This window comes from Mesorhizobium sp. M0518, assembly GCF_040321125.1.
Lineage (GTDB): Bacteria > Pseudomonadota > Alphaproteobacteria > Rhizobiales > Rhizobiaceae > Mesorhizobium.
Window position 1 is genome coordinate 156,044 of record NZ_JAMYQY010000004.1, and the last position, 22,618, is coordinate 178,661.

Sequence of the window (22,618 nt, forward strand, 5' to 3'; positions counted from 1 at the left end):
AAACCGGAAAAACCCGCCAAATCCAAGGGTTACGCTGGGTTACCCCTGAGAAAATTAATTATGCCGGAGAAATCGACGCCGCCATGTCCCTGGGCGTTGAACAAGGCATAGAGCTGGGCTGCTTCGGCACCAAGCGGCGTTACAGCACCCGCACTTTGCGCGGCTTCCTGGGACAATTTCAGGTCTTTCAGCATCAGTGCTGCTGCAAATCCTGGGTTGTAGTCCCTGTTTGCGGGCGAAGTCGGCACCGGGCCGGGCACCGGGCAATAGGTGGTCAAGGACCAGCATTGCCCCGACGAGGTTGAGGCGACGTCGAACAGCGCCTGGTGTGACAGGCCGAGCTTTTCCGCCAGCACGAAGGCTTCGGCGACACCGATCATCGAAATGCCGAGGATCATGTTGTTGCAGATCTTTGCCGCCTGGCCGGCGCCGTCGCCGCCGCAATGGACGATGCGGCCGGCCATCGGCTTCAGGATCGGCTCGGCAGTTGCAAAGGCGTCATCGTAGCCTCCGGCCATGAAGGTCAGCGTGCCGGCTGCGGCACCGCCGGTGCCGCCTGAGACGGGCGCATCGACGGACAGCAGGCCGTGTTTGGCGGCTATGGCGTGCACCTTGCGCGCCGACTCCACATCGATGGTGGAGGAATCGATGAACAGCGCCCCCTTTTTCGCCTTGGGCGCGATGTCTTCATAGACTGACAGCACATGCTTGCCGGCAGGCAGCATGGTGATCACCACGTCGGCATCCTTCACCGCAGCCGGCCCGTTGGCCATGATGACGACGCCATGCTCGCGCGCGACGGTCAAATTCTCGGGCATCAAGTCGAAGCCATGCACTTGGTGCCCGGCCTTGACCAGATTGGCGGCCATTGGATTGCCCATGTTGCCGAGGCCGATGAAGGCGATCGTCGTCATTGTCTCTCTCCCGATTTTGTAACGTCAGCGACCGATCAGCGCCCGCGCGATGATGACGCGCATGATCTCGTTCGTGCCTTCGAGGATCTGGTGTACCCGCAGGTCCCGCACCAGCTTCTCGATGCCGTAGTCGTGCAGGTAGCCGTAGCCGCCGAGCAGTTGCAGTGCGTCGTTGGCGACATTGAAGCCGGTGTCGGTGACGAAGCGCTTGGCCATCGCCGACCATTTGCCGGCATCCGGCGCCTTGCTGTCGAGCTTCGAGGCGGCGGTATAAAGGAAAATACGCGCCGCCTGCAGCTCGGTCTCCATGTCGGCCAGCCTGAACTGCAGCGCCTGGAACTGATTGATCTTCGAGCCGAAGGCCTTGCGCTCGGCGGTGTAGGAAAGCGCCTTGTCGAGCGCCGACTGCGCGCCGCCCAGCGAACAGGCTGATATGTTCAGCCGGCCGCCGTCGAGCCCGGCCATGGCGATGCCGAAGCCCGCGCCTTCGCCGGACAAAAGGTTTTCCGCCGGCACCTTGCAATCCTCGAAAATCACCTGGCGGGTCGACTGCATGTGCCAGCCCATCTTGTGCTCGTTGGCGCCGAAGGAGAGGCCTGGCGCGTCTTTCGGCACGATGATGGTGGAAATGCCTTTCGGCCCCTCGGCACCGGTGCGCACCATGACGGCGTAGACATCGCTGTCGCCAGCGCCGGAGATGAACTGCTTGGTGCCGTTGAGGACATAGTCGTCGCCGCTCCTGACCGCACGTGTCTTGAGCGCCGCGGCATCGGAGCCGGAGCCGGGCTCGGTCAGGCAGTAGCTCGCCAGCCATTCCATCGACGTGAGCTTGGGCAGGAAGCGCTGGCGCTGCTCGTCATTGCCGAAACGGTCGATCATCGAGGCCACCATGTTGTGGATCGAGATGAAGGACGAGAAGGCCGGATCGGCGTGCGCAAGCGCCTCGAAGATCAGTACGGCATCGAGCCGGCCGAGCGCGGAACCACCGACGTCATCGCTGATATAGATGCCGCCAAGGCCGAGCGGCCCGGTCTCGCGGATCACGTCGGCCGGGAAATGCTTGTTGCGGTCCCAGTCTAACGCATTCGGCGCGACACGGTCTGCGGCGAAGGCCTGCGCCATCTCCTGGATGGCGCGCTGCTCCTCGTTAAGTTCGAACTGGCTGGTGCTCGCATCGACCGCGGCGTCCATGGCGTGCTCCCTAATCTTCGACCTGTTGGCCTGTCGTTTTTGGCTTTGCGCGCGCACCAATCTAGACCAATGATGCCGCCGCGCAACCCGAGCCTATCAACCGGCCATTTGGGGAGCGGCTGTGCATCAATGCATGTCCGGAGCACAATGTGACGACAAAATTCGATGAACTGCTGGGCCGGTTCCACGCATACCTTGCGTCCGTGGATCACGCCTTGGTGCGCGAAGCCGTGGCGCGCATTGGCTGGGGCATGCCGGCCCGCACGCTGGAGCCACATCCGCTTGCCTGCCTGCGCCATCTTGATCGCGCCGCCGAACTGGCGCCGTCGGATGCCAAGCCGCTGGTGCAACTGCTTGCCGAGCGTCGGAATGATTTCCGCTGGGGGCAGACCTACAGCGAGGCGGATTTCGGAAAAGAGTTCATCGACAATTACGGCTGGCTGGAAGTGTTCGGCAACCGAGGCCACTTCGCCAATGACGCGGTCGCCGCCGGCGTGCTGATCCTTGGGCCTGATATCGTCTATCCCGACCACCATCACATTGCCGAGGAAATCTACATTCCGCTGACCGGCGGTACCGAATGGCGCATGGGCGAGAGCGGCTTTTGCATGCGCACGGCCGGCGAGGTCGTCCACCACGCGTCCAACGTCAATCACGCCATGCGCACCGGCAAGGACCCATTGCTGGCGCTCTACATCTGGCGCGGCGGGCCGCTGGCGCAGAAATCCGATATTACCGGAACCGTGGCGCAGGGCAGGGGCTGATGGCCAAAGCGATCATGCTGCAAGGCACGGGTTCGGATGTCGGCAAGACGGTGCTGGTCGCCGGCCTCTGCCGGGCGGCAAAAAAGCGTGGGCTGAAGGTGCGGCCATTCAAGCCGCAGAACATGTCGAACAACGCCGCCGTCGCCGACATTCCGGGCGACAACAATCATGGCGGCGGCGAGATCGGCCGCGCGCAATGGCTGCAGGCGATCGCTTGCGGTGTTGCGCCATCGGTTCACATGAACCCGGTGCTGCTCAAGCCGCAGACCGATGTCGGCGCGCAGGTCATCGTGCAGGGCAAAATGTTCGGCGAAGCGCGGGCGCGCGACTACCAGGCGATGAAGGGCCGGCTGATGGATGCCGTGCTGGACTCCTGGGGCAAGGTCGGCGAGGGCGCCGATCTGGTCATCGTAGAGGGCGCCGGTTCGCCGGCCGAGATCAACCTGCGCAGCCGCGACATCGCCAATATGGGCTTTGCCACGCGCGCCGACGTGCCCGTGGTGCTGGTCGGCGACATCGATCGCGGCGGCGTCATCGCTTCGGTCGTCGGCACGCATCTGATCCTGCCGGAAGAGGACCGGCGCATGATCGTCGGCTACCTCATCAACAAGTTTCGCGGCGACGTTTCGCTGTTCGACGACGGTCTGAAGTCGATCGAGACATTCACGGGATGGCGCTGTTTCGGTGTCGTGCCGTGGCTGAAGGCGGCGGCACGCCTGCCTTCGGAAGATTCGGTGGTGCTGGAACGGCTGGCATCCGGCGAAGCGCGCGCGCTGAAGGTGGCGGTGCCGATGCTTGGCCGCATCGCCAATTTCGACGATCTCGACCCGCTCAAGGCCGAACCGCAGGTCGAGGTGGTGTTCGTGCCGCCGGGAAGGCCGCTGCCGGCCGATGCCGGACTGGTGGTCATTCCGGGCTCCAAGTCGACCATCGGCGATCTCCTGAAATTCCGCGAGAACGGCTGGGATCGCGACTTGCTGGCCCATCGCAAGCGCGGCGGCCATGTCGTCGGCATTTGCGGTGGTTTCCAGATGCTCGGCCGTGCTGTCCGCGATCCCGACGGCGTCGAGGGCAGCGTCACCGAAGCCGAAGGGCTAGGCCTGCTCGACGTCGAAACGGTGATGGAACCGGAAAAGACGGTGCGCAATATCAGCGCCCGTTCGGTGCAATTCGACCTGCCGCTCGAAGGCTACGAAATCCATCTCGGCCGCACCACCGGACCGGATACGCTGCGGCCGTCGGCAATCATCAATGGCATCGAGGATGGGGCGGTGTCGGCCGACGGCAAGGTGTTGGGTACTTATATGCATGGCCTGTTTGGCGCCGATGGCTTTCGCGCTGCCTACCTTGCGAGCCTTGGCGTCAGCGGCGGCGGCGTCGATTATCGCGCCGAGGTCGAGAAAGCGCTGGACGAGATCGCGGCCGAGCTGGAGACTAATCTCGACTGTGACGCGATTTTTGGGTTGGCTCGATAGATCCCCGTTGGCGAACCACCTTGGCAATTAGCGATAAACGCCGATCACGTCGTCATCCACGGGCGGAGCAAGGAGCGTAGCGACGCGGCGCAGACCCGAGGATCCATGCCGCAACTTCGAAGCGTTGCTTCGGTGCAGAATTCTGCACCGCTGCACTCTACGACTGAGGTCGCGGCATGGATCCTAGGGTCTCCGCGACGGAGCTTCGCTCCTGCTTCGCCCTAGGATGACGAAGTTGAGGACGCCTCGGTCAATCCCCAGCCAGCAGCGCAATAACTCAGGCCTTCTCGCCAGCCTTCGGCCAGTAGGTGCCAAACGACCAGACATTGCCTTCCGGGTCGCGGCAGATGAACTCGCGGCTGCCATAGTCGCGGTTGGTCAATTCCTGGATGATTGTGGCGCCGGCCTTCTTGGCCTTGGCATAGGCGGCATCGGCATCATCGACTGCAATGTAGATCGACTTGCCGCCGCCTGAGCCGGGCTCGCCGACCATCTTGCCGTAGTCGTCGTCGCGCACCGTGCCCAGCATGATCATTGAGGAGCCGAAGACCAGTTCGGCATGGTGCACGACATCGCCTTCGCCATAGCGGGCCCGGACGCTGAAGCCGAAAGCTTCGCCCAGCCAGTCGATCATTCTTGCCGCGTTCTTGTAGCGCAAAGCGGGATAGAGGCGGGGCGTTTCAGTGGTGGTTGGCATGGGAACCTCCTTCATTTGGGTTGGTCGACAACCCACCCTGCTCAAAGGCCGTTCCGGCGTCTTGAAGAAATGTTACCTGACAGAGAGCGCGGTCGGCGTTTCGCCGGCGAGGTCGCGAAACTCGCGCACCAGATGCGCCTGGTCGGCATAGCCGCAATCGGCGGCGATATCCGCCCAGTCGGCTGCCGGCTGTCTCGACAGGCCGAGCGCCCGGTTGAAGCGGACGATGCGCGACAGCGTCTTGGGGCCGATGCCGATGGCGTTGGAAAAACTGCCGGCGAGATGTTTGCGGCTCCAGCCCAGTCTTTCGGCGATCGATGCAATGCGGGTCCGGCCGCCGGATGTGATGATGCGGTCATAGGCCCAGGCGATTTCGAGCGGCGTTTCCGCGGCGTTCTCGAGACGGGCGGTGACGAAGGCTTCGGCCACGTCGAAACGCGTGGCCCAGTCCGGCGCGTTGCCAAGCCGTTCACGCAGCGCCATGCCTTGCGCGCCAAGCACGTCGTCGAGGGCGACCATGCTGTCAGCCAGCTCGCTCATCGGCAGGCGGAAGAAACGGCGTGCGCCAAGCGGCGTGAAGTTGACCTGGACGCAGCAGGCGCCGCCGAAGGATTCGATCACCACCGGTCCGGCATAGAGACCGGCGGCGAAACTGGCGAAGCGGTCATTGTCGCCGGGCGCCTTGCCGAGGCCGATGGCGAAGGGTTCGGCGAAGCTGATGACCAGCGGTACGGTGAGCGACGCGTATTCGACGTTGCGCATATGGCCGGGCGCCATTTCGCGATAGCCGCAAATGTCTGACACAATGCCCTCAAGTCGAGGGTCGGGCAGGCGCCGGCGCATCTCGAACCGCCCGGCGACGGATCGGTCCTGCTCTTGCTGGGGTTGCATATCGACGGGCATTGGCCATCCTTGCGCCAAGTCAAATCTAGCAGACTCGAGGCCGGAATCAAAAGCGCCCGGCTTTTGGCCGGGCGCTCCTCGTCCCCACTTCAAGGGAAATGGTCAGGCGCCGCGCATCAAGCAGCCGCCGGCAAGCACGATGAAAGCAATAAGTACGATCCACACCGATGCGAGTGGAATGAATGCAAGAACGCCAAGCGCGGCGAGGACGCCGATGATGGCGATAACAACGGAGATGATAAAAACGATCTGGGTAGGTGCGCTAAGATTCATGTCTGCCTCTCCAACATGATTCGAACAGCGGCATTCTATCAGGGCGCGTGATCACACACCAATCAAGGCGCGCAGTGGGTTCGCCGGGTCGGCCAGCAGCTTCACAGCAAGCGCCAGGCACACGATTACCAGCAGCGGCTTGATCAGTTTCGCGCCGATGCGCATGGCCAGGCTGGCGCCGACGCGGGCGCCGAGGAACTGGGCAACGCCCATCATCAGGCCGATCTTCCAGTAGACGACGCCGAAGGCCGCGAAGACGATGAAGCCGCCGATGTTGGAGGCGAAGTTGAGCAGCTTGGTATGCGCCGTCGCCTTGAGCACGCCATAGCCGGCGAGCGCCACGAAGGCCAGCATGTAGAAGGAGCCTGCGCCCGGTCCAAACAGGCCATCGTAGAAGCCGATGGCGGGCACAAGGATCAGTCCGAACAGGAAGGGCGACAGCCGCTCGGCGCGGTCGATGTCGTTCATGTTGGGCTTAAACGCGAAGTAGAGCGCGATGGCGATCAGCACGATAGGCAGGGCAGCACGCAGAATGTCACCCGGCACGATCGTTGCCAGCAAGGCGCCGATGGCGCTTCCGACAAGGGCCAGAAGCGCCGACGGCAATTGCCGGCGCAGATCGACATGACCCTTCGATGCGTAGTGGATGGTCGCCGAGCCCGAGCCGAACATGCCTTGCAGTTTGTTGGTGGCGAGCGCCTGGACCGGTGTGAAGCCGGCAAGCAGCAGCGCCGGCACCGTGATCAGCCCGCCACCGCCGGCGATCGAATCGACAAAACCCGCGGCAAAGGCGGCGAAGGCGAGCATGGCGACGGTCTGGATGCTAAGGTCGATCATCTGATGTATGGGGGTATCCGGCCGGCTGAAATATCGGGCGTTCGACCACGGCCACCCTGTTTGCGCAAGGTCGATTCCGCGCTACCTCTATCCAAGCGCATCGCGCTTGGATTTGTATTTGTGTGGTTAACCCGGAAAGAGGCTCCTGATGGCATTCGCATTGCTGGACCAGATACGTCAAATATTCGACGGCGACCCGGGTGTGCGCAAGGTGGCGGACGATCCGGTCCTGTCGGCGGAACTGCTGATGTTGTTTCGCATGATCCTGGCCGACGGGTCTGTCAGCGAGAGCGAGATGGTTGCCTTCCGGCGCATCTGCAAGGACGCCTTCGGCATTGCGGAAAGCAGTATCGACAGCGTCATCGAATATCTCAACGAGTTCGGCTACGAGACCAATGGTTCGCAGGCGATCGCACTGTTCCGCGACCTCGATGTCGAGCGGCGCCGGCAATTGGCCAAACATATGGCGGAGATTGCCAAGGCGAATTCGCAACTGGCCGAGAGCGAGATACGCCTGCTGCGCCGCACGCTCGACCTGCTCGATATCAGCCCGGTCGATGTGGTGAAGCCGCAGGAGTGATTGGGCCGCCTTCTCTCCTGATCAGCCTTGCTCTCGCAGCCGCTTCGCGATTGCCCGGTGCAAGTCAGGGGCGGCGGTGACAAGCGCCTTGGCAGCCTCGGATTGCGGGTGGTCGAGCACCTCGCTCGTCTTGCCGCGCTCGACAACCTTGCCGTCATGCATGACCAGCACCTCGTCCGTGATGGCGCGCGCGACGGTCAGGTCGTGGGTGATGAAGAGGTAGGCGATGCCGAGCTTCTGGTTGAGTTCGGCGAACAGATCGAGGATCTGGGCGCGGATCGAGACATCGAGCGCCGAGACCGGCTCGTCGGCGACGACCAGCTTGGGGCGGGTGATGATGGCGCGGGCGATCGACAGGCGCTGGCGCTGGCCGCCGGAAAATTCGTGCGGGTATTTGTCCATGTCGCTGATGCCGAGACCGACTTCGTGCAGCGCATGCGCCACCATCTCGCGGCGTTCGGCGCGCGTCGGCTTTTTCTCCAGCACATGCAGGGGTTCGGCGATCAGTTTTTCGACTTTCTGGCGCGGGTCGAAGGAACCGTAGGGATCCTGGAAGACGACCTGCATGTTACGTCGCGCCGGCTTCAGCTCGGCTTCGCTCTTGCCGGTGACGGTCTCGCCTCGGAACCGGATCGTGCCCGAGCTTGGCTGGTCCAGCGCCAGGATCATGCGGGCGAGCGTTGACTTGCCGCAACCGGAGCGGCCGACCAGCGCCACTGACTGACCCGGCGCCATCGACAGGGAGACATCGTCGACGGCTCGGATACCAGGCGCGCGTTTGAACAATGAGGTGCGTCGGCCGGGATAGTCGCGGGTCACGCTTTCGACCTGAAGCAAAGGTTGGCCCGTCTCGATGTCATGCGGCCTGGCGCGCGCCGGCACATGCATCGAGGCCTGCGCCAGCTGGCGCGTGTAGGGGTGGGTCTGTTCGGACAGCGTGCGCGCCGTGTCGCCGGCCTCCATCACCTCGCCATGGCGCAGGATGGTGATGCGGTCGGCCATCTCGGTCACCACGGCGAGGTCATGCGAGATCAGGAGCAGGCCCATGCGGCTTTCGGCGACGAGGTCGCGCAACAGGTCGAGGATCTGTGCCTGCAGCACCACGTCGAGCGCCGTCGTCGGTTCGTCGGCGATCAGCAGCTTCGGCTTCAGCGCGCAGGCGATGGCGATGACGACGCGCTGGCGCTGGCCGCCGGACAGTTCGTGCGGAAAGCGCGCCATCGGGAATTTCGCCTCGGGCAAGCCGACGCGGTCGAGCATCTTTCGCGCCCGGTCTTCGGCTTCGGCGCGGTTGGCCTTGGTGTGCCAGCGGATGCCTTCGGCGACTTGTTCGCCGATGGTCTTGACCGGGTTAAGCGCGGTCATCGGCTCCTGAAACACCATGCCGATGTCGTCGCCGCGCAGCGCACACATCTGGTCCTCGGTTGCTGCCAGGATGTCGATACCGTCGAATGTGACGCGTCCGGTGGCGCGCGCGGCATGGGGCAGAAGCTGCATCACCGTCAGCGCGGTCATCGATTTGCCCGAACCGGATTCGCCGACCAGCCCCATTACCTCACCGGGCGCGACGGAAAGCTCCATACCCCTGAGGATCTGCGTGTCGCCGATAGTCAGCGACAGGTTCTCAATGTCGAGCAGGCTCATCGCTGCCGCCGCGATTTCGGATCGAGGATGTCGGCAATGCCGTCGCCCAGCAGGTTCAGTCCCAGCACGGCGACGACGATCGCCATGCCCGGAAAGATCGCCATCCATGGCGCCACCACCATGCGGGTCTGCGCGTCGAACAGCATGCGGCCCCAGCTCGGCATCGGCGGCTGGGCACCCAGGCCCAGATAGGAAAGCCCGGCCTCGGCCAGGATGCCCAGCGCGAACTGGATGGTGCCCTGCACCAGGAGCAGCGTGGCGATGTTGGGCAGCACATGTTCGATTGTGATCTGCGTGCTGCTCTTGCCGGCGGCGCGCGCGGCCAGAATGAACTCGCGCGGCCAGATCGCCAGCGCGCCGGCGCGGGCGACACGGGCAAAGACCGGAATGTTGAAGATGCCGATGGCGATGATGGCGTTGATCGCGCCCGGCCCGAAGATGGCGGTGATCATGATCGCCGACAGCAAAGCCGGGAAGGCGAAGACGAGATCGTTCAGCCGCATCAGTGCCTCGTCGACGAGGCCGCCGCGTGCCGCGGCAAAGGCGCCGAGCGGCACGCCGACCCCCATGCCGATGCCAACCGCGACCAGCGCCACGGCAATCGAATTGCGGGCGCCGACCATGACCATCGACAGGATGTCGCGGCCGAAATGATCGGTGCCGAACCAGTGCGTCAGAGAGGGGGCTTGCGTCTTGTCCGATATCACCAGTTTGGTGACGTCGTAGGGCGTCCACGCATAGGAGACGATTGCCATTGCCAGGATCAGCAGGGTGATGACGAAACCGGCCACGAAGGCGGTGTTCCTGAATGCCTTGGCCAGGATGCTGCCGAACGTCTCCTCTGGGATGTCGATGTGCAGTGTCATTGCCGGCTTCTCAGGCGCGGATCGACAACCGCATAGGAAAGATCGACGAGAAGGTTGACGGCGATGACGGCGGCGACCAGCAGCATGACGACGCTTTCGACGACGATCAGATCGCGCTGGGTGATCGCCTGGAATACCAGCCGGCCGAGGCCGGGCAGATAGAAAACATTCTCGATGATGATGGTGCCGGCAAGCAGGAAGGCGAATTGCAGGCCCAGAATGGTCAGGACCGGGATCATGGCGTTGCGCAGTGCATGCCGCCACAAGACTGCGCGATAGGGCAGGCCCTTGGCGCGGGCGGTGCGGATGTAGTCTTCGCTCAGCACCTCGATCAGCGCCGAGCGGGTGACGCGCGCCAGGATCGCGGCTTGCGGCAAGGCAAGTGCGACCGCCGGCAGCAGCAGCGATTTCAGGGCTGGCCAGACGCCGGCACTCCAGCCGGGAAACCCACCGGCCGGGACCAGCCGCAGCCAGACGGCGAACACATAGATCAGCATCAGCGCGAACCAGAAATTGGGCACGGCGACGCCAAGCTGTGCGGCACCCATCGAAATCGTATCACCGGCGCGTCCACGCCGGCTGGCGGAAAACAGGCCAACGGGAATCGCGATGATGGTGGAGAGCGCAAGTGCAATCAGCGCCAGCGGCAGCGAGACGGCAAGCCGCTCGCTCACCAGGTCGATGACCGGCACCGAATAGGTGTAGGAACGGCCGAAATCGAGGCTGAGCAGGCCGCCGGCCCAGTGCAGATAGCGCAAGGCCAGTGGCGCGTTGAGGCCCATCTGGTTGCGGAGAAGTTCGATCTGGTCGGCGCTTGCGTTCATGCCCAGCATCAGCCGTGCCGGATCGCCGGGCAGGATCTCCAGCACGGCGAACACCACCATGGAAGCCAGCAGCAGCGTGGCGATGGCGACGGCGATGCGTTTTAGGAGATAGGCGGTCATGGAAGCGGAGGCACTGTTATTTTGTCCACCGGGCAAAGGTTGCGTTCCCGCACACCCCCTCTGTCCTGCCGGACATCTCCCCCCGCAAGGGGGGAGATTGTGCTCTCATCGAGGCTTTCGCCAATCGTTGACGGTGCGCAGACCAAGAAGGTTGCAAAGGGTGCACCATCGGCCAAACTGCCGATCTCCCCCCTTGCGGGGGAGATGCCCGGCAGGGCAGAGGGGGGTGTGACGGAGCGCAAGTTCCGCCAGGCAGCCTGAGTCTTCAATCCGACCACTTCACCTTGGTCAAATCATTGGCCTGGATCGGCGCGTTTTCCCACAGCCCTTGCAGCTTGGCGTCCCAGACTCCGACCTTCGGCAATTCGTAGAGGAAGCCGACCACGGCGTCGTCGGCCAGGATCTTCTGCGCTTGCCCCAGCAATTCCTTGCGCTTGGCTTCGTCGGAGGTGACACCGAGGTCGGCAATCACCTTGTCGAAGGCCGGGTTGTCGTAGTTGAAATAATAGTCCTTGCGCGAATAGATATCGATGTCGTTGGGCTCGGTGTGGGAGACGATGGTCAGGTCGTAATCCTTCTTGGTGAACACCTGATCCAGCCACTGTGCCCATTCGACCGGGATGATTTCCAGATCGATGCCGACGTCGCGAAGTTGTGAGGCGATGATCTCGCCGCCGAGCCGCGCATAGGCGGGCGGCGGCAGTTTCAGCGTCGCCTTGAAGCCGTTCTCGAGGCCTGCCTCCTTCAGCAGTTCCTTGGCCTTGGCGACATCATGCGGGTAGCGGCCGGTGAGGTCGACATAGTCCTTGTTGGCCGGCGACATATGCGAGCCGATCGGCTGCCCGAGGCCGGCCGAGGCGCCGTCGATGATCGCCTTGCGGTCGAGCGCGTAGGAGATCGCCTGTCTTACCTGCAGCTTGTCGAAAGGCGGCTTCTTGTTGTTGATCGACAGGATGGTCTCACCCTCGGTCGCGCCGATCACAACCTTGAAGCGCGGGTCGTCCTTGACCTGGGCGACGCTGTCGGCATCGAAGAACGGGAAAGCCTGGATGTCGCCCGAGAGCAGCGCCGGCACATAGGCGGCTGCATCCGGCACGATGCGGAACTCGGCCTTGTCGAGGGACGCCGGCGTACCCCAGTAGTTATCCGATTTGACCAAGGTGATCGACGATCCCTTGGCCCAGCTCTGGAACTTGAACGGGCCGGTGCCGATCGGTTTCTCCTTGTTGGTATCGGCAGATTCCGGCGCCACGATTACCGCGTCGCCCCAGCCCATATTGTAGAGGAACGAGCCCTGCGGGTTTTTCAGCGTGACCTTGACGGTTGCCGGGTCGACCACGTCGACTTTGTCGATGGCGGCGAACAGGCCCTTTTGTGCGTTGACGGAATTTTCGGCGCGGGCTCGATCGAGCGAGAATTTCACGTCGCTGGCGTCGAAGTCGGTGCCGTCATGGAATTTCACGCCGGTGTGCAGCTTGAAGGTGTAGACCTTTCCATCATCGGAAATGGTCCAGCTTTCGGCCAGATCCGGCAGCACCTCGCCATTCGGCCCGATGCGCGTCAGGCCTTCGAACACATTGGCGTAGAGAACCTCGTCGATCGCCGCGGCCGCCCCGGCGGTCGGATCGAGATGCGGGGGTTCGAGCGCGATGCCGATGACCAGGTCGGTTCGCGCGGCAAACGCAGAGGTGCCGGCGGCCAGCGACAGCACCGCGGCCGCCAGAATGGTTTTCCACAGTTTCATCGTGCAACTCCCCATGCGTTCAGACACGTGCTCGAACCCGGGCGATAGAAGCGTGATTTCGCCACGGAGTAAATTGCGTTTCGTTCTGCCCATTGGCGTGGCCGGGAATCTTTTTGTCCTGGCGACCGCATCGGCAGGTCGAAGCTTGTCGCGGTGCGCACCTTATTCCGTGGCTGTGCCGCGCAGCAGCACGTTGAGCCCTATTGCCATCACCTTGGCCGATTCTACCATGTCCGATATGCCGACCCATTCGTCCGGCCGATGGGCGAGGTCGAGAATGCCCGGCCCATAGGCAATGCAATCATAGATATGGCCGATGCGGGCTATGTGCTTCTGGTCGTAGGTGCCGGGCGAAATGACGTAGTCGGGTTCGCGGTCGAAGATCGCCATTATGCCTTGCGCAACCGCCTTGACCACCGGGGCGTCGCGCTCGGTCATCAGCGGCAGCACTTCCATCAGGTCGCGGATTTCGTAGTCGAATTTTGTCCGCTCGCGCTTTAGCCGGTCGAGAATACCGGTCACTTCGCCTTTGACGGTGTCGAGATCTTCCTCCAGCAGGAAACGGCGGTCGATGGTCAGCCGGCAGGAGTCGGGCACGTTGGGCGACGGCAGGCCGGGCCGGAAGTCCTCGGTCTGGCCGCCATGGATCGAATTGATGTTCATGGTCGAGCGTTTTGCCCCTTCGGGCACGACCGGCATGCGCGTCATCTTGCGGTCGAGTGCGGGGAACAGCTCGTCCTCGAAAGCCCTCAGCACGGCGCCCATGTGACGTACGGCATTGTCGCCGAGAAACGGCATCGAGCCGTGCGCGATCTCGCCCTTGGTCTCGATCTCCGCCCACCAGACACCGCGATGACCGAGACAGATGCGGTCCTTGTTCAGCGGCTCGGGAATGATGACATGGTCGACCCTGGGCTTCGAGAAATAGCCGAGCCTGGCCAAATGGGCGACGCCGCCGAAACCACCGGACTCCTCGTCGACCGTGCCGGATATTTCGATGGCGCCGGGAAAATCGGGGAAGACTTCCAGGAAGGCTTCGGCTGCGACGATCGAGGCGGCAAGACCGCCCTTCATGTCGCAGGCGCCGCGGCCGTAGACCTTGCCGTCTTTGACGATGCCGGCAAAAGGATCGACGGTCCAGCCGTCGCCAGCTTCGACCACGTCGATGTGTGAGTTGAAGTGGACGCAGGCGCCTGACGATCTTCCGTCGAAACGGGCAACGACATTGACGCGCGGGTAGCGGTCGGTGTCGCCGGGCGTGCCTTCTGCGCGGATGAATTCGGTCTCGAAACCGCTCTTCTTCAGCCGCGCGCCGAGATATTCGGCGCATGGCCGATAGGCCTCGCCGGGTGGATTGATGGTCGGAAAACGGATCAGCTCAGTGGTCAGCGCGACGACATCGTCGCGCCTGTCATCGATTGCCCGGAGGAGTCGCTCGTTCATACCCAGAGTTGAGCAGCGATCTCAGCGGTTTTGCAAGCCCGTTGGTGATCGAGCCTGGGCGGCGTGTCGTTGCGGCAACTATTGCGGGAAATCGTTCAAATTCGCTGCTTTGGATTGGCGAATTGGTCAAGGTGTGTGTGTTAGCCCGTTCATCTGCCATTAAAAAGATGAAAGACAATTTGAGGGCAGACAGGTTAGGGGCAATCAAAGGGGTTTGATCGCATGAAAAAGACAGTTCTCATGGCAGCCGTGTTTGTTGCGATGCTGTTCGGTGCTTCGGGGCAGGGCTGGGCAGCCAGCCTCGTTGCAAATATTGACGTGTCGTCGCAGACGATGACCGTCAGATATGGTGCGTCGGTTTACCGGTGGAGCGTCTCCACCGCGCGCAAAGGCTACATTACCCCGCGCGGCAGCTATCGGCCGCAACGGACGGCGCGGATGTGGTATTCGCGCAAATACGACATGTCGCCGATGCCTCATTCCGTGTTCTTCCGCGGCGGCTATGCCATTCACGGCACCGGCGCGGTGAGGCAGCTCGGGCGCCCGGCATCGCATGGCTGTGTGCGCTTGCACCCGACCAACGCCGCCGCCTTCTATGCGATGGTTCGGCAAGCCGGCTTCGGCAATACGCGGATTGTCGTGACGAACTGAAGAGATTCAGGTTCGCTGTTGTCGGCTGGCGCAGGGCTAACACCCTCGCCAGCAGTTCTGTTTAAGCGTTTGGGACCGCTTTTGCCTGCGAGGGCCGCTTTCGACGCCCGCCGCTGATCTCCCACCTTTTGTGGAACCACATCCACTGGCCGGGATCTTCTCGCACCCAGCGTTCGACGACATCGTTGAGACGCTGGGTGGTGGCGTGGACATCGACGCTGCCGTCAGCGGTGCGCGGCAATGTCAGCTTGTCCTCGATTTCGAGCCGGAAGCGGTTGCCTGGCAGCCTGATGCAGCGCGCCGGATAGACGTCGCAGTCATAGTGACGGGCAAGGGTGGCCAGCACCCGATTGCTCTGGCACGGACGGCCGAAGAACGTCGTATCCAGTCCATTGGAGAATTTCTGGTCGACAAGGATGCCGATGTTGCCGCCGTTCTCCAGGACCCCGGCCAAGGCGAATGAAGCACCGGCCATCGATGGCAGCAACGAGCCCATGGTCGAGCGGCGCGTCGAGAGGATGTAGTCGGCAAGATAAGGATTGTTGGGCGGCCGAAACAGCGCCGTGATGTTCATGCCGAAGGTCGCCGCCGCCACCGGCAGCAATTCGAAATTGCCGAGATGGCCGGTAAAGACGATGTGCGGCTTCTGTTCGCCAGCGATTTCGACGAAGTGGTCCGCTCCTTTGACCTCGATGCGGGCGGGCTTGATGGCCGTGGGGTCATAGTCGAAGAGGGCGTCGAGAAAGATGTATTCCGCGGCAAGACGGGCCATGTTGCCCCACATGTCGGAGGCGATCGCCTGGATCTCGGCTTCGCTCTTTTCCGGATAGGCCTTGCGCAGATTGTCGACGGCAACCTGATGGCGTCCCACCCGGGGGCCGACTAGGCGTGCGACGCGGTCGGCGAAATTCAGCGCACTGTCGGCCGGCAGCAGACGCAGGACCGAGATGATCATCATCGCCGCCCGCGCCACCAGCCAGTAATTGAGCTGGCGCAGTTGCCTGCCGTAACGAAATTTTAGATCCCGGCGGAACTTCTTGAACACAGAGGTCAAGGCTCTAGCCGACGCGCAGGATGATCTTGCCGAACACGTCGCGGCCTTCCATGCGCTTCAGCGCGGCATCTATACCGTCGAAGTCGACTTCGGTGTCGATGACAGGTGCGACCTGTCCCGCCGCCATTTTCTGCATGGCGTTTGCCATGTTCTCCATGCGGCAGCCAAAGGAGCCAAGCAGTTTCAATTGCTGCTGGAACAGCTGCATGAGGTTGATCTGCGTCGACACGCCGGAAGTCGAACCGCAGGTCACCAGGCGGCCGCCACGCTTCAGGCACAACATCGAGGCGGCAAAAGTGTCGGCGCCGACATGTTCGAAGACGACATCGACGCCCTTCTTCTTGGTCAGCTTGCGCACGACGCCCTCGAAACGGTCGTCGCGGTAGTTGATGACATGGTCGGCGCCGAGCGCCTTGGCCTTGTCGATCTTGTCGTTGGAGCCGACCGTGGTGATGATGGTGCAGCCCATCCGCCTGGCCAGCTGGATGGCCGCCGAGCCGATGCCGGATCCGCCGGCATGGATAAGGATCGTCTCGCCGGGCTGTAGCCTGGCGTTGTCGAATAGCATGTGCTCGACCGTGCCGAAGGTGACGGGCGCGACCGCCGCGCCGATGTCGGTCACGCCGGGCGGGGCAGGGACCAGCAGGCGAGCCGGCAGGTTGATCTTCTCTTGCGCGAAACCGTCGAGATGGAAACCGTGCACACCCGAAACATGTTCACAGAGGTTGTCGTGGCCTTCGCGGCAGGCTCGGCAGAGGCCGCAGGTGCGCGCGCCGTAGATCGATACCAATTGTCCGGGCAGCAGGCTGGAAACGCCGGGGCCTACCGCCTCGACCTCGCCGGAGGCTTCGGCGCCGACGACCAGAGGCAGCTTGCGCTTGGCGAAGGCCATGCCGCGCCAGCCCCAGACGTCGATATGGTTCAGCGCCACCGCCTTGATGCGCAGCGTGACTTCGCCAAGTGCCGGCGGTGAGGGGGGCGGCAGGTCCACCGTTTCAAGACGGCGGTCCTCGATAAGTTGCAATGCGCGCATTGGGCCTGTCGGTTTCGGTCTGGCTGAAAAAGGTCGCTTAGACCGGTTCCCGCGCCATGACAAGGCAAGTGTTCTGGCCGCCGAAGCCGAAGGAGTTCGACAGAACGGTGCGAACCTCGGCATTGCGCTTCTTGTTCGGCACCACGTCGAGCACGATCGCGGGGTCGGGATTGTCATAGTTGATGGTCGGCGGAATGACGCTTTCGCGCATCGTCATCAGCGAGAACGCCGCCTCGACGGCGCCCGCCGCCGACAGCGTGTGGCCGATCATCGATTTGTTCGACGAAACCGGCATCGAGCCGATCCGCTCGCCGAACACGGTCGACAGCGACAGATGCTCCATCTTGTCGTTTTCGGGCGTCGAAGTGCCGTGAGCGTTCACGTAGTCGATCTCGTCTTCGCTCAAGCCGGCATCGGCAAGCACAGCACGGACCGCCGCGATCGCCGGCGAAGCGTCCGGCTTCGAGCGGGTGCGGTGGAAATCGTCCGCCTTTTCGCCGCAGCCGCGCAGGATGCCAAGAATCGTGGCGCCGCGTGCCATCGCAGCTTCCAGCGATTCCAGCACGAGAGCGCCGGAGCCCTCGGCCAGCACAAAGCCGTCGCGCTCCTTGGAGAAGGGTTTTGACGCCTTTTCGGGAATGTCGTTGTGGGTCGACAGCGCCGACAGCAGCGAGAAGCGGATCAGCGCCTCGGCGGTTGCCGAACCGTCGGCGCCGATCGACAGCGCCCGGTCGCATTCGCCGCGGCGGATCGCCTCGACACCGAGCTGGATGGCGGTGGCGCCGGAAGCGCAAGCGGTCGACAGCGTGATCGGCAGCCCGCGTGTGCCGAAACGGTCGGCAAGCCGGTCGGCGATCGAGCCGAACTGCGTGGTCTCGAAAATGTCTAGTTCCTTCAATCCGCGCGCCACCCGCAGCAGCCGTTCGCCGCCGGAGTCCAGTTTGTTGGAATTGTAGAGCGCGAAGCGGTCGTGCCAGTCGAGTTCGACCGGCGGTGAAGCGAGGAAGAGAGGACCACCGAAATCACCGGAATCGAGGCCGGATTCGGCCACGGCCTCACGCGCGGCGGTTTCCGCCAGTTCATAGGTGAGGTGGCTGGAGCCCTTCGAGCTCGATGGCAGGAAGTCGACCATGCCGGAGATGCGGGTGTTGAGATGATCGACCGGAAAACGGGTGATCGGGTGGATGCCCGACTTGCCCGAGGTCAGCGCCGCCCAATTGTCGGCCTTGCCGACGCCAAGCGAGGTCACCACGCCGATGCCGGTGACGGCAACGATCGGCCTGCCCATATGATCGTTCAAATTGGCCATGCGGTAGCCCTCGATCGTCTATCGTTGCGGCATGGATCGTGGACCACCGCCTCAGGCGGCGTTGACGAGCGCCATGCCCTCGAATTGGTGATAGCCGATCGCCGTTGCAAGGACGGTTGCGGGAACCCCTTCGAACGGCTTCTCGGCTGCGGCATCAAAAACGGGGTAGGCGGCCTTGCGATCGACGGCCAGCGCCGCCAGTGCCACAGCGAAGGGAAACTGTGCTTCCTTCATGTGTCCGGTCAGCGTCGAGAAACCGCGCGCGGCAATCGCCGGATTGGCGTCGAGCGCGGCTTTCTCGGCGATGGTTGCCGTATGGGCGCCCGACGCGCCCGACAGGGCCAGCAATTTGCCGTTCGGCATTGCAGCCTGCTTGAGCAGTGCGGCGATCTCGGCGTCGAGTTCTCCCCGTGGGCGCCTGGCGCGGCCGGAGACGACCGGCCCAAGCTCGGCATAGATCTTGCGGCCGCGGCTCATCGCGTGTTCGCGCTGCTCCAGCACCAGGAAGGCACCGCCGGATCCAGTCACGACGCCGCCGCCCTCAGCCCCCTGTCTTTGCCAGACCGGCCTCCACGGGCCGCGATGCAAATAGCCGGCGAGTTCATAGCCGAGCAGCATGTCGGAATGTTCGGTCTGGAAGGCGCCGCCAACCAGGATGTGCGTCGACTGGCCGGAGCGGATGCGCGCGGCTGCTGTCTCGACGGCGGCGACACCGGCACCTTCCTCGCCCATGAAGGTTCTGGATGAGCCCGTCACCTTGTGGACGATGGAGATGTTGCCGGCGAGCAGATTGGAAAGCTGGGCCAGGAACAATGTCGGCCGCAATTCGGTGGTCAATTTCTCGTTGAGCAGCACATCGCGGTCGTTGCGGTTTTCCGAAGCGGCGAGAATGGCGGCATCGACTGCCTCGTCGCGTTCGCCGCCGCCTGCGGCCACGACCATGTCCATGGTCGTGCAGAGTTCGTCATTGCCTTTGATGCCGGCGTCGTCCAGCGCCAGGCCTGCGGCATAGGTGCCGAGCCTCTGCCAGGTTTCCATCTGGCGCTGATCGCCGCGTTTGGCGATCTGCAGGTTCCAGTCGATCTCCGGCAATGGATGGACGGTATAGGGTGCAAAGCGCGCCGCTTCGAGCACCGGTTCCAGGCCCGGCTGCGCGAGCTTCTGCCAATGGGCGTCCGGACCTTCCCCCAGCGAGGAGACAAGGCCGATACCAGTGATGACGACGTCGCGGGGGCTGCTCATGAGCGGCTTTGTGGGTCAGGCGGCAGGGCGCGTCAAGATCACGCGCTCAACCGAAGTCAGGCGGTCTTGGCGGCAACCAGTGCGTCGATCTTGGCGCACAGGTTCTTCATGACGAAGTAATCGTCGGTCGAAGCCTTGCCGTCATTGACTTCCTGGGTCCATTTTTCCAGCGGCACCTTGATGCCGAATTCCTTGTCGATGGCGAAGACGATGTCGAGGAAATCGAGGCTGTCGATGCCGAGATCGTCGATCGTGTGGCTCTCGGGCGTGATGGTTTCGATATCGATCTCGCTGGTGTCGGCAATGATCTTGGCGACTTTGTCGAACGTGGTGGACAAGGGCTTTTCCTTCGGTTGCGGGCGGAATCTGTCCGCATCTTGTTTGGGCGCTGTCTAATCGGTTTTTCCCGGCAGGAAAAGGGCTGATACGCCGGGCGCAGATGGGTAGGGTGTCTGGAAAACGCAAGAAGGCCCCCGGTTTCCCCGGGGGCCCTTCTTGTTGACGCTACGTCAGCCTTTGTTTCGAGGCATGTCGTTTTCCCAAAACCGGACTCACTTTGGGCGACATGCATCAACTGTCGCGGAGCTTGACCAGATCGTTCAGCAGCCCGCCCGTTCCGTTGTGGACGGTCAGCCGCTCGACCTTGCCGGCTATGGTTTCCAGAGCCTCAAGCTCCTTCAACCGCAGCATCACCGGGTTTTCCGCCATCACCCTGGCCGTGTTGAGGAGGGAACGCGTCGCGTTCGTCTCCTCGCGGCGACGGATGATGTTGGCCTCGGCCTGCTTTTCGGCCGACACCACCTGGTTCAGGATCTCGCGCATCTCGCCCGGCAGGATGACATCCTTGAGGGCGATATCGCTGACCTCCACCCCGATCTCGGCCATATCGGCGCGGACCTTGCCAGCGGCTTCTTCGTCGATCGTCACCTTCTTTTCAAGGATCTGATCGAGTGTCAGCGCGCCAAGGGTCTTGCGGAAGGCGTACTGCAGGGCGCGGTAAAGGGCTTCGGAGAAGTCCTTCACCATGCTCACCGCCTTGACAGGATCGACGACCCGGTATTCGGCTGCGATGTTGACGCGGATCGTCACGCGATCCTTGGTCAGCACTTCCTGCCCGGCAACGTCGAGCGACTGGCGCTTGAGGTCGACGACCTTGATCTGCACCATGCGTCCGACGTTCCAGAAGCCATGCACGCCCGCCGTCAGCGTCCTGACCAGGACACCGTCGATGAACAGCAGTCCGGCCTGACCGTCGACGACCGGGTGGACGGACATCAATTCCGCCTTCCGGGCCTGGCCGAGCCGGCGCATGACCGCCGCATCGATGGCGAGATCGACCGATGTGTCGATCAGCGTCACCTTCCACGGACCGGCATCCGTCCACAGCACGAGCTTGCGGTCCGGCGCCAGAACGGCGTGCAGATTGCCGTCACGCTCGATGATGGCGACATCCGTGCGCCCGGTGCGAACGACGGTGAAATGACGCGCGGCCACATCCGGGAGCTTGTCGAACAACGCCTTCTCGTATGCCGAAACGAATTCCGGGTTCTTCAGATCGTGCCGGGACACTTCAAGGCTGCCGCGCCGGTTGGCGAGCCAATGTTCGCCCGGCAGCAGGACAGTCTTGATCTCACCCTTGTGGAGGGTGAGGGCACGTTCGTTTTCCTTTACGAGGACGCGCTCGCGTCCAAGAACCTTGTCGAGAATTGTCATTGTTTCACTCCTGTCGGGCATGGCCCCATGCGAGGCGTCAAGTCATGCGTCGATCGTTCCTTTCGTTTCTCGTTTCACATCGTCGTCTTGCGTCATCGTCCGGGCACGAATGATCCGGGGACTGGTGGCATCAATCCGTGGCGGGCCTTCGGGAGCGGATCGCGGGGCAGCGAAGCGGGCGCCGGAGGCCGAGCTTCCTTTGCCGGCGACACTGCGCCTTGATCGTCACCGCGGGCCTGGCCGCGAGCCGATGGCGAAAGACGCTTGGGATGATCCGCGCCCGAGGGCTTGGGCCATCCGTTCAGTCTTTCGCATTCCAGTCCCCTGACCGTTTTTCGGATGGCTTTTCAGGCCAATGGAGAAGGAATCGAACCTTCGACAGTCAGATTAACAATCTGATGCTCTAACCAAACTGAGCTATCCGTGGTGCAGATGAAGGGAATTGAACCCCCGACCTCCGGACCCAAATCCGGCGCTCTCCCGCTGAGCTACATCCGCGATCTCAATCCCCAAAGCGGCGCCGTATACAGGGCGGCAAAGCCGCCTGCACGGGCGGAGGCGAAAGCTCCAACCGTTGTGCTCGCTTCGGTTCTCGTGACCGGGAGCGCGCCTATAGCCCCTGCGACGGGTTGTCGCAAGCGGCATTGTCGTGGCGGATTTGCGGCTTCTTGCGGCGGTGGCATTTCGGCAACACCGCTTTCGACGTCAGCGATCGCGCGCAGGGAGCTCAGAAGGTGACGCGGCCGAGCACGCGCAGGCTATCGCCCTGCGGCTCCACGACCACGGCCTCGCCTTCGCGCGGCGAGATGCCGGTCAGCGCCACGATGTCTTCCAGATGGGTGACCATGACCAGATTGTCGGAGCCGGAATAGGCGCGGATTTCTTTCAGGATCGCCGCGATCTGCGCGGCTTTCTGCGCCTCGTCGCCCTTCAGGAGATCGAGCGGAGCAAACAGCTCCGGCTCGGCCTCGAAGGCGATGCGGGCAGTATCGAGGCAGCGGCAATAGCGGCTGGACAACACGCGCTCGATCGGTGCCGCACGGGCGGCAAACAGAGCGCCGATCTTGCTCGCCTGTTGCTTGCCACGGGCCGACAGGTTCATCTGGGTGGCGCAACTGTCGATGTCGAAATTGGCCGGGTCGGTGGTGCCGGTGACCATGGCATGGCGCAGCAGCACGACATGTCCGCCATCGCGCAGCAGCGCCCAGCCTGCATCCGTGGCGTGGGCCACGCCGGGAATAAGAAACAGGAACAACGCCAAGGCAAATCGAATCATCCGCTATCCTTCTCCGGTTCCCGGCAATGGGTTCCGGTGACGGGACATATAGGGACGGTAAAGCC

22 protein-coding genes and 2 tRNA genes are annotated in these 22,618 nt (G+C 63.0%); 4 read left to right on the plus strand and 20 right to left on the minus strand.

Annotated elements, in window-relative coordinates; genetic code table 11:
* Window positions 1-29: 29 nt before the first annotated feature.
* Both mmsB and NKI66_RS07495 read right to left on the minus strand, forming a co-directional pair.
* The gene (mmsB, locus tag NKI66_RS07490) at window positions 30-914 is read right to left on the minus strand and encodes a 3-hydroxyisobutyrate dehydrogenase (protein ID WP_352751365.1); all 885 of its coding nucleotides are present in this window, start codon (window positions 912-914) and stop codon (window positions 30-32) included.
* A 24-nt stretch (window positions 915-938) separates the two neighbouring features.
* A complete protein-coding gene (locus tag NKI66_RS07495) occupies window positions 939-2,105 on the minus strand; it encodes an isobutyryl-CoA dehydrogenase (protein ID WP_352751366.1) in 1,167 nt (388 codons plus the stop codon).
* A 149-nt stretch (window positions 2,106-2,254) separates the two neighbouring features.
* Here NKI66_RS07495 and NKI66_RS07500 point away from each other — a divergent pair, with 149 nt between their 5' ends.
* Both NKI66_RS07500 and NKI66_RS07505 read left to right on the plus strand, forming a co-directional pair.
* A complete protein-coding gene (locus tag NKI66_RS07500; protein ID WP_023812278.1) occupies window positions 2,255-2,869 on the plus strand; it encodes a dimethylsulfonioproprionate lyase family protein in 615 nt (204 codons plus the stop codon).
* A complete protein-coding gene (locus tag NKI66_RS07505) occupies window positions 2,869-4,344 on the plus strand; it encodes a cobyric acid synthase (protein WP_023812277.1) in 1,476 nt (491 codons plus the stop codon). Before NKI66_RS07500 ends, NKI66_RS07505 begins: the two co-directional genes overlap by 1 nt.
* 277 nt (window positions 4,345-4,621) lie before the next feature.
* Here NKI66_RS07505 and NKI66_RS07510 read toward each other — a convergent pair whose 3' ends face one another.
* The 4 genes from NKI66_RS07510 to NKI66_RS07525 all read right to left on the minus strand — a co-directional run bounded on the left by NKI66_RS07510 (window position 4,622) and on the right by NKI66_RS07525 (window position 7,054).
* Entirely contained in the window at window positions 4,622-5,041 is a 420-nt protein-coding gene (locus NKI66_RS07510; RefSeq protein ID WP_023812276.1) for a VOC family protein, read from the minus strand.
* Window positions 5,042-5,113: 72 nt separating this feature from the next.
* Window positions 5,114-5,944: a helix-turn-helix transcriptional regulator gene (locus NKI66_RS07515; protein ID WP_023812275.1), complete on the minus strand. Its 831-nt coding sequence runs from the start codon at window positions 5,942-5,944 to the stop codon at window positions 5,114-5,116.
* 102 nt (window positions 5,945-6,046) lie between these two features.
* Entirely contained in the window at window positions 6,047-6,217 is a 171-nt protein-coding gene (locus NKI66_RS07520; RefSeq protein WP_023812274.1) for a hypothetical protein, read from the minus strand.
* A 51-nt stretch (window positions 6,218-6,268) separates the two neighbouring features.
* A complete protein-coding gene (locus NKI66_RS07525; protein ID WP_023812273.1) occupies window positions 6,269-7,054 on the minus strand; it encodes a TSUP family transporter in 786 nt (261 codons plus the stop codon).
* A gap of 148 nt (window positions 7,055-7,202) precedes the next feature.
* Between NKI66_RS07525 and NKI66_RS07530 the strand changes: the two genes are divergently transcribed.
* A complete protein-coding gene (locus tag NKI66_RS07530; protein ID WP_023812272.1) occupies window positions 7,203-7,634 on the plus strand; it encodes a TerB family tellurite resistance protein in 432 nt (143 codons plus the stop codon).
* A 21-nt stretch (window positions 7,635-7,655) separates the two neighbouring features.
* Here the strand turns inward: NKI66_RS07530 and NKI66_RS07535 are convergent, their stop codons facing one another.
* The 5 genes from NKI66_RS07535 to NKI66_RS07555 form a co-directional block, all read right to left on the minus strand.
* Window positions 7,656-9,278, minus strand: coding sequence for an ABC transporter ATP-binding protein (locus NKI66_RS07535; RefSeq protein WP_023812271.1), 1,623 nt, complete (start codon window positions 9,276-9,278; stop codon window positions 7,656-7,658).
* Window positions 9,275-10,144 (minus strand): ABC transporter permease, encoded by an 870-nt coding sequence (locus NKI66_RS07540; protein ID WP_023812270.1) that lies wholly within the window; start codon window positions 10,142-10,144, stop codon window positions 9,275-9,277. The genes NKI66_RS07535 and NKI66_RS07540 overlap by 4 nt, the downstream gene beginning before the upstream one ends.
* A complete protein-coding gene (locus NKI66_RS07545) occupies window positions 10,141-11,088 on the minus strand; it encodes an ABC transporter permease (RefSeq protein ID WP_023812269.1) in 948 nt (315 codons plus the stop codon). The genes NKI66_RS07540 and NKI66_RS07545 overlap by 4 nt, the downstream gene beginning before the upstream one ends.
* A gap of 265 nt (window positions 11,089-11,353) precedes the next feature.
* Window positions 11,354-12,832 carry an ABC transporter substrate-binding protein gene (locus NKI66_RS07550; RefSeq protein WP_023812268.1) on the minus strand — a complete coding sequence of 493 codons (1,479 nt, stop codon included), beginning with the start codon at window positions 12,830-12,832 and terminating at the stop codon, window positions 11,354-11,356.
* Between the two features lie 162 nt (window positions 12,833-12,994).
* On the minus strand, window positions 12,995-14,275 hold the full coding sequence (locus tag NKI66_RS07555; RefSeq protein WP_023812267.1) for an acetylornithine deacetylase/succinyl-diaminopimelate desuccinylase family protein: 1,281 nt from the start codon (window positions 14,273-14,275) through the stop codon (window positions 12,995-12,997).
* Between the two features lie 222 nt (window positions 14,276-14,497).
* Here NKI66_RS07555 and NKI66_RS07560 point away from each other — a divergent pair, with 222 nt between their 5' ends.
* Window positions 14,498-14,926: a L,D-transpeptidase gene (locus NKI66_RS07560; RefSeq protein ID WP_023812266.1), complete on the plus strand. Its 429-nt coding sequence runs from the start codon at window positions 14,498-14,500 to the stop codon at window positions 14,924-14,926.
* Between the two features lie 61 nt (window positions 14,927-14,987).
* Here NKI66_RS07560 and NKI66_RS07565 read toward each other — a convergent pair whose 3' ends face one another.
* The 9 genes from NKI66_RS07565 to NKI66_RS07605 all read right to left on the minus strand — a co-directional run bounded on the left by NKI66_RS07565 (window position 14,988) and on the right by NKI66_RS07605 (window position 22,553).
* A complete protein-coding gene (locus NKI66_RS07565) occupies window positions 14,988-15,971 on the minus strand; it encodes a lipid A biosynthesis lauroyl acyltransferase (protein WP_352552543.1) in 984 nt (327 codons plus the stop codon).
* A 13-nt stretch (window positions 15,972-15,984) separates the two neighbouring features.
* A complete protein-coding gene (locus NKI66_RS07570; RefSeq protein ID WP_352751368.1) occupies window positions 15,985-17,013 on the minus strand; it encodes a zinc-binding dehydrogenase in 1,029 nt (342 codons plus the stop codon).
* Between the two features lie 37 nt (window positions 17,014-17,050).
* The gene (locus NKI66_RS07575) at window positions 17,051-18,322 is read right to left on the minus strand and encodes a beta-ketoacyl-ACP synthase (protein ID WP_023812263.1); all 1,272 of its coding nucleotides are present in this window, start codon (window positions 18,320-18,322) and stop codon (window positions 17,051-17,053) included.
* A 51-nt stretch (window positions 18,323-18,373) separates the two neighbouring features.
* Window positions 18,374-19,564: a beta-ketoacyl-ACP synthase gene (locus NKI66_RS07580; protein WP_023812262.1), complete on the minus strand. Its 1,191-nt coding sequence runs from the start codon at window positions 19,562-19,564 to the stop codon at window positions 18,374-18,376.
* Window positions 19,565-19,620: 56 nt separating this feature from the next.
* Window positions 19,621-19,902: an acyl carrier protein gene (locus NKI66_RS07585; protein WP_006203389.1), complete on the minus strand. Its 282-nt coding sequence runs from the start codon at window positions 19,900-19,902 to the stop codon at window positions 19,621-19,623.
* Between the two features lie 232 nt (window positions 19,903-20,134).
* Window positions 20,135-21,277 carry a slipin family protein gene (locus tag NKI66_RS07590; RefSeq protein WP_023812260.1) on the minus strand — a complete coding sequence of 381 codons (1,143 nt, stop codon included), beginning with the start codon at window positions 21,275-21,277 and terminating at the stop codon, window positions 20,135-20,137.
* A gap of 352 nt (window positions 21,278-21,629) precedes the next feature.
* A tRNA-Asn gene (locus NKI66_RS07595) sits at window positions 21,630-21,699 on the minus strand.
* A 2-nt stretch (window positions 21,700-21,701) separates the two neighbouring features.
* Window positions 21,702-21,775, minus strand: a tRNA-OTHER gene (locus tag NKI66_RS07600).
* A gap of 229 nt (window positions 21,776-22,004) precedes the next feature.
* Window positions 22,005-22,553: a histidine phosphatase family protein gene (locus tag NKI66_RS07605; protein ID WP_023812259.1), complete on the minus strand. Its 549-nt coding sequence runs from the start codon at window positions 22,551-22,553 to the stop codon at window positions 22,005-22,007.
* Between the last annotated feature and the right edge of the window lie 65 nt (window positions 22,554-22,618).

Coding starts and splice junctions, on each gene's coding strand:
- mmsB (WP_352751365.1), bottom strand. CDS start 914: ATGACGACGATCGCCTTCATCGGCCTCGGCAACATGGGCAATCCAATG.
- NKI66_RS07575 (WP_023812263.1), bottom strand. CDS start 18,322: ATGGCCAATTTGAACGATCATATGGGCAGGCCGATCGTTGCCGTCACC.
- NKI66_RS07540 (WP_023812270.1), bottom strand. CDS start 10,144: ATGACACTGCACATCGACATCCCAGAGGAGACGTTCGGCAGCATCCTG.
- NKI66_RS07545 (WP_023812269.1), bottom strand. CDS start 11,088: ATGACCGCCTATCTCCTAAAACGCATCGCCGTCGCCATCGCCACGCTG.
- NKI66_RS07495 (WP_352751366.1), bottom strand. CDS start 2,105: ATGGACGCCGCGGTCGATGCGAGCACCAGCCAGTTCGAACTTAACGAG.
- NKI66_RS07580 (WP_023812262.1), bottom strand. CDS start 19,564: ATGAGCAGCCCCCGCGACGTCGTCATCACTGGTATCGGCCTTGTCTCC.
- NKI66_RS07560 (WP_023812266.1), top strand. CDS start 14,498: ATGAAAAAGACAGTTCTCATGGCAGCCGTGTTTGTTGCGATGCTGTTC.
- NKI66_RS07510 (WP_023812276.1), bottom strand. CDS start 5,041: ATGCCAACCACCACTGAAACGCCCCGCCTCTATCCCGCTTTGCGCTAC.
- NKI66_RS07520 (WP_023812274.1), bottom strand. CDS start 6,217: ATGAATCTTAGCGCACCTACCCAGATCGTTTTTATCATCTCCGTTGTT.
- NKI66_RS07505 (WP_023812277.1), top strand. CDS start 2,869: ATGGCCAAAGCGATCATGCTGCAAGGCACGGGTTCGGATGTCGGCAAG.
- NKI66_RS07570 (WP_352751368.1), bottom strand. CDS start 17,013: ATGCGCGCATTGCAACTTATCGAGGACCGCCGTCTTGAAACGGTGGAC.
- NKI66_RS07555 (WP_023812267.1), bottom strand. CDS start 14,275: ATGAACGAGCGACTCCTCCGGGCAATCGATGACAGGCGCGACGATGTC.
- NKI66_RS07605 (WP_023812259.1), bottom strand. CDS start 22,553: ATGATTCGATTTGCCTTGGCGTTGTTCCTGTTTCTTATTCCCGGCGTG.
- NKI66_RS07530 (WP_023812272.1), top strand. CDS start 7,203: ATGGCATTCGCATTGCTGGACCAGATACGTCAAATATTCGACGGCGAC.
- NKI66_RS07590 (WP_023812260.1), bottom strand. CDS start 21,277: ATGACAATTCTCGACAAGGTTCTTGGACGCGAGCGCGTCCTCGTAAAG.
- NKI66_RS07535 (WP_023812271.1), bottom strand. CDS start 9,278: ATGAGCCTGCTCGACATTGAGAACCTGTCGCTGACTATCGGCGACACG.
- NKI66_RS07515 (WP_023812275.1), bottom strand. CDS start 5,944: ATGCCCGTCGATATGCAACCCCAGCAAGAGCAGGACCGATCCGTCGCC.
- NKI66_RS07525 (WP_023812273.1), bottom strand. CDS start 7,054: ATGATCGACCTTAGCATCCAGACCGTCGCCATGCTCGCCTTCGCCGCC.
- NKI66_RS07550 (WP_023812268.1), bottom strand. CDS start 12,832: ATGAAACTGTGGAAAACCATTCTGGCGGCCGCGGTGCTGTCGCTGGCC.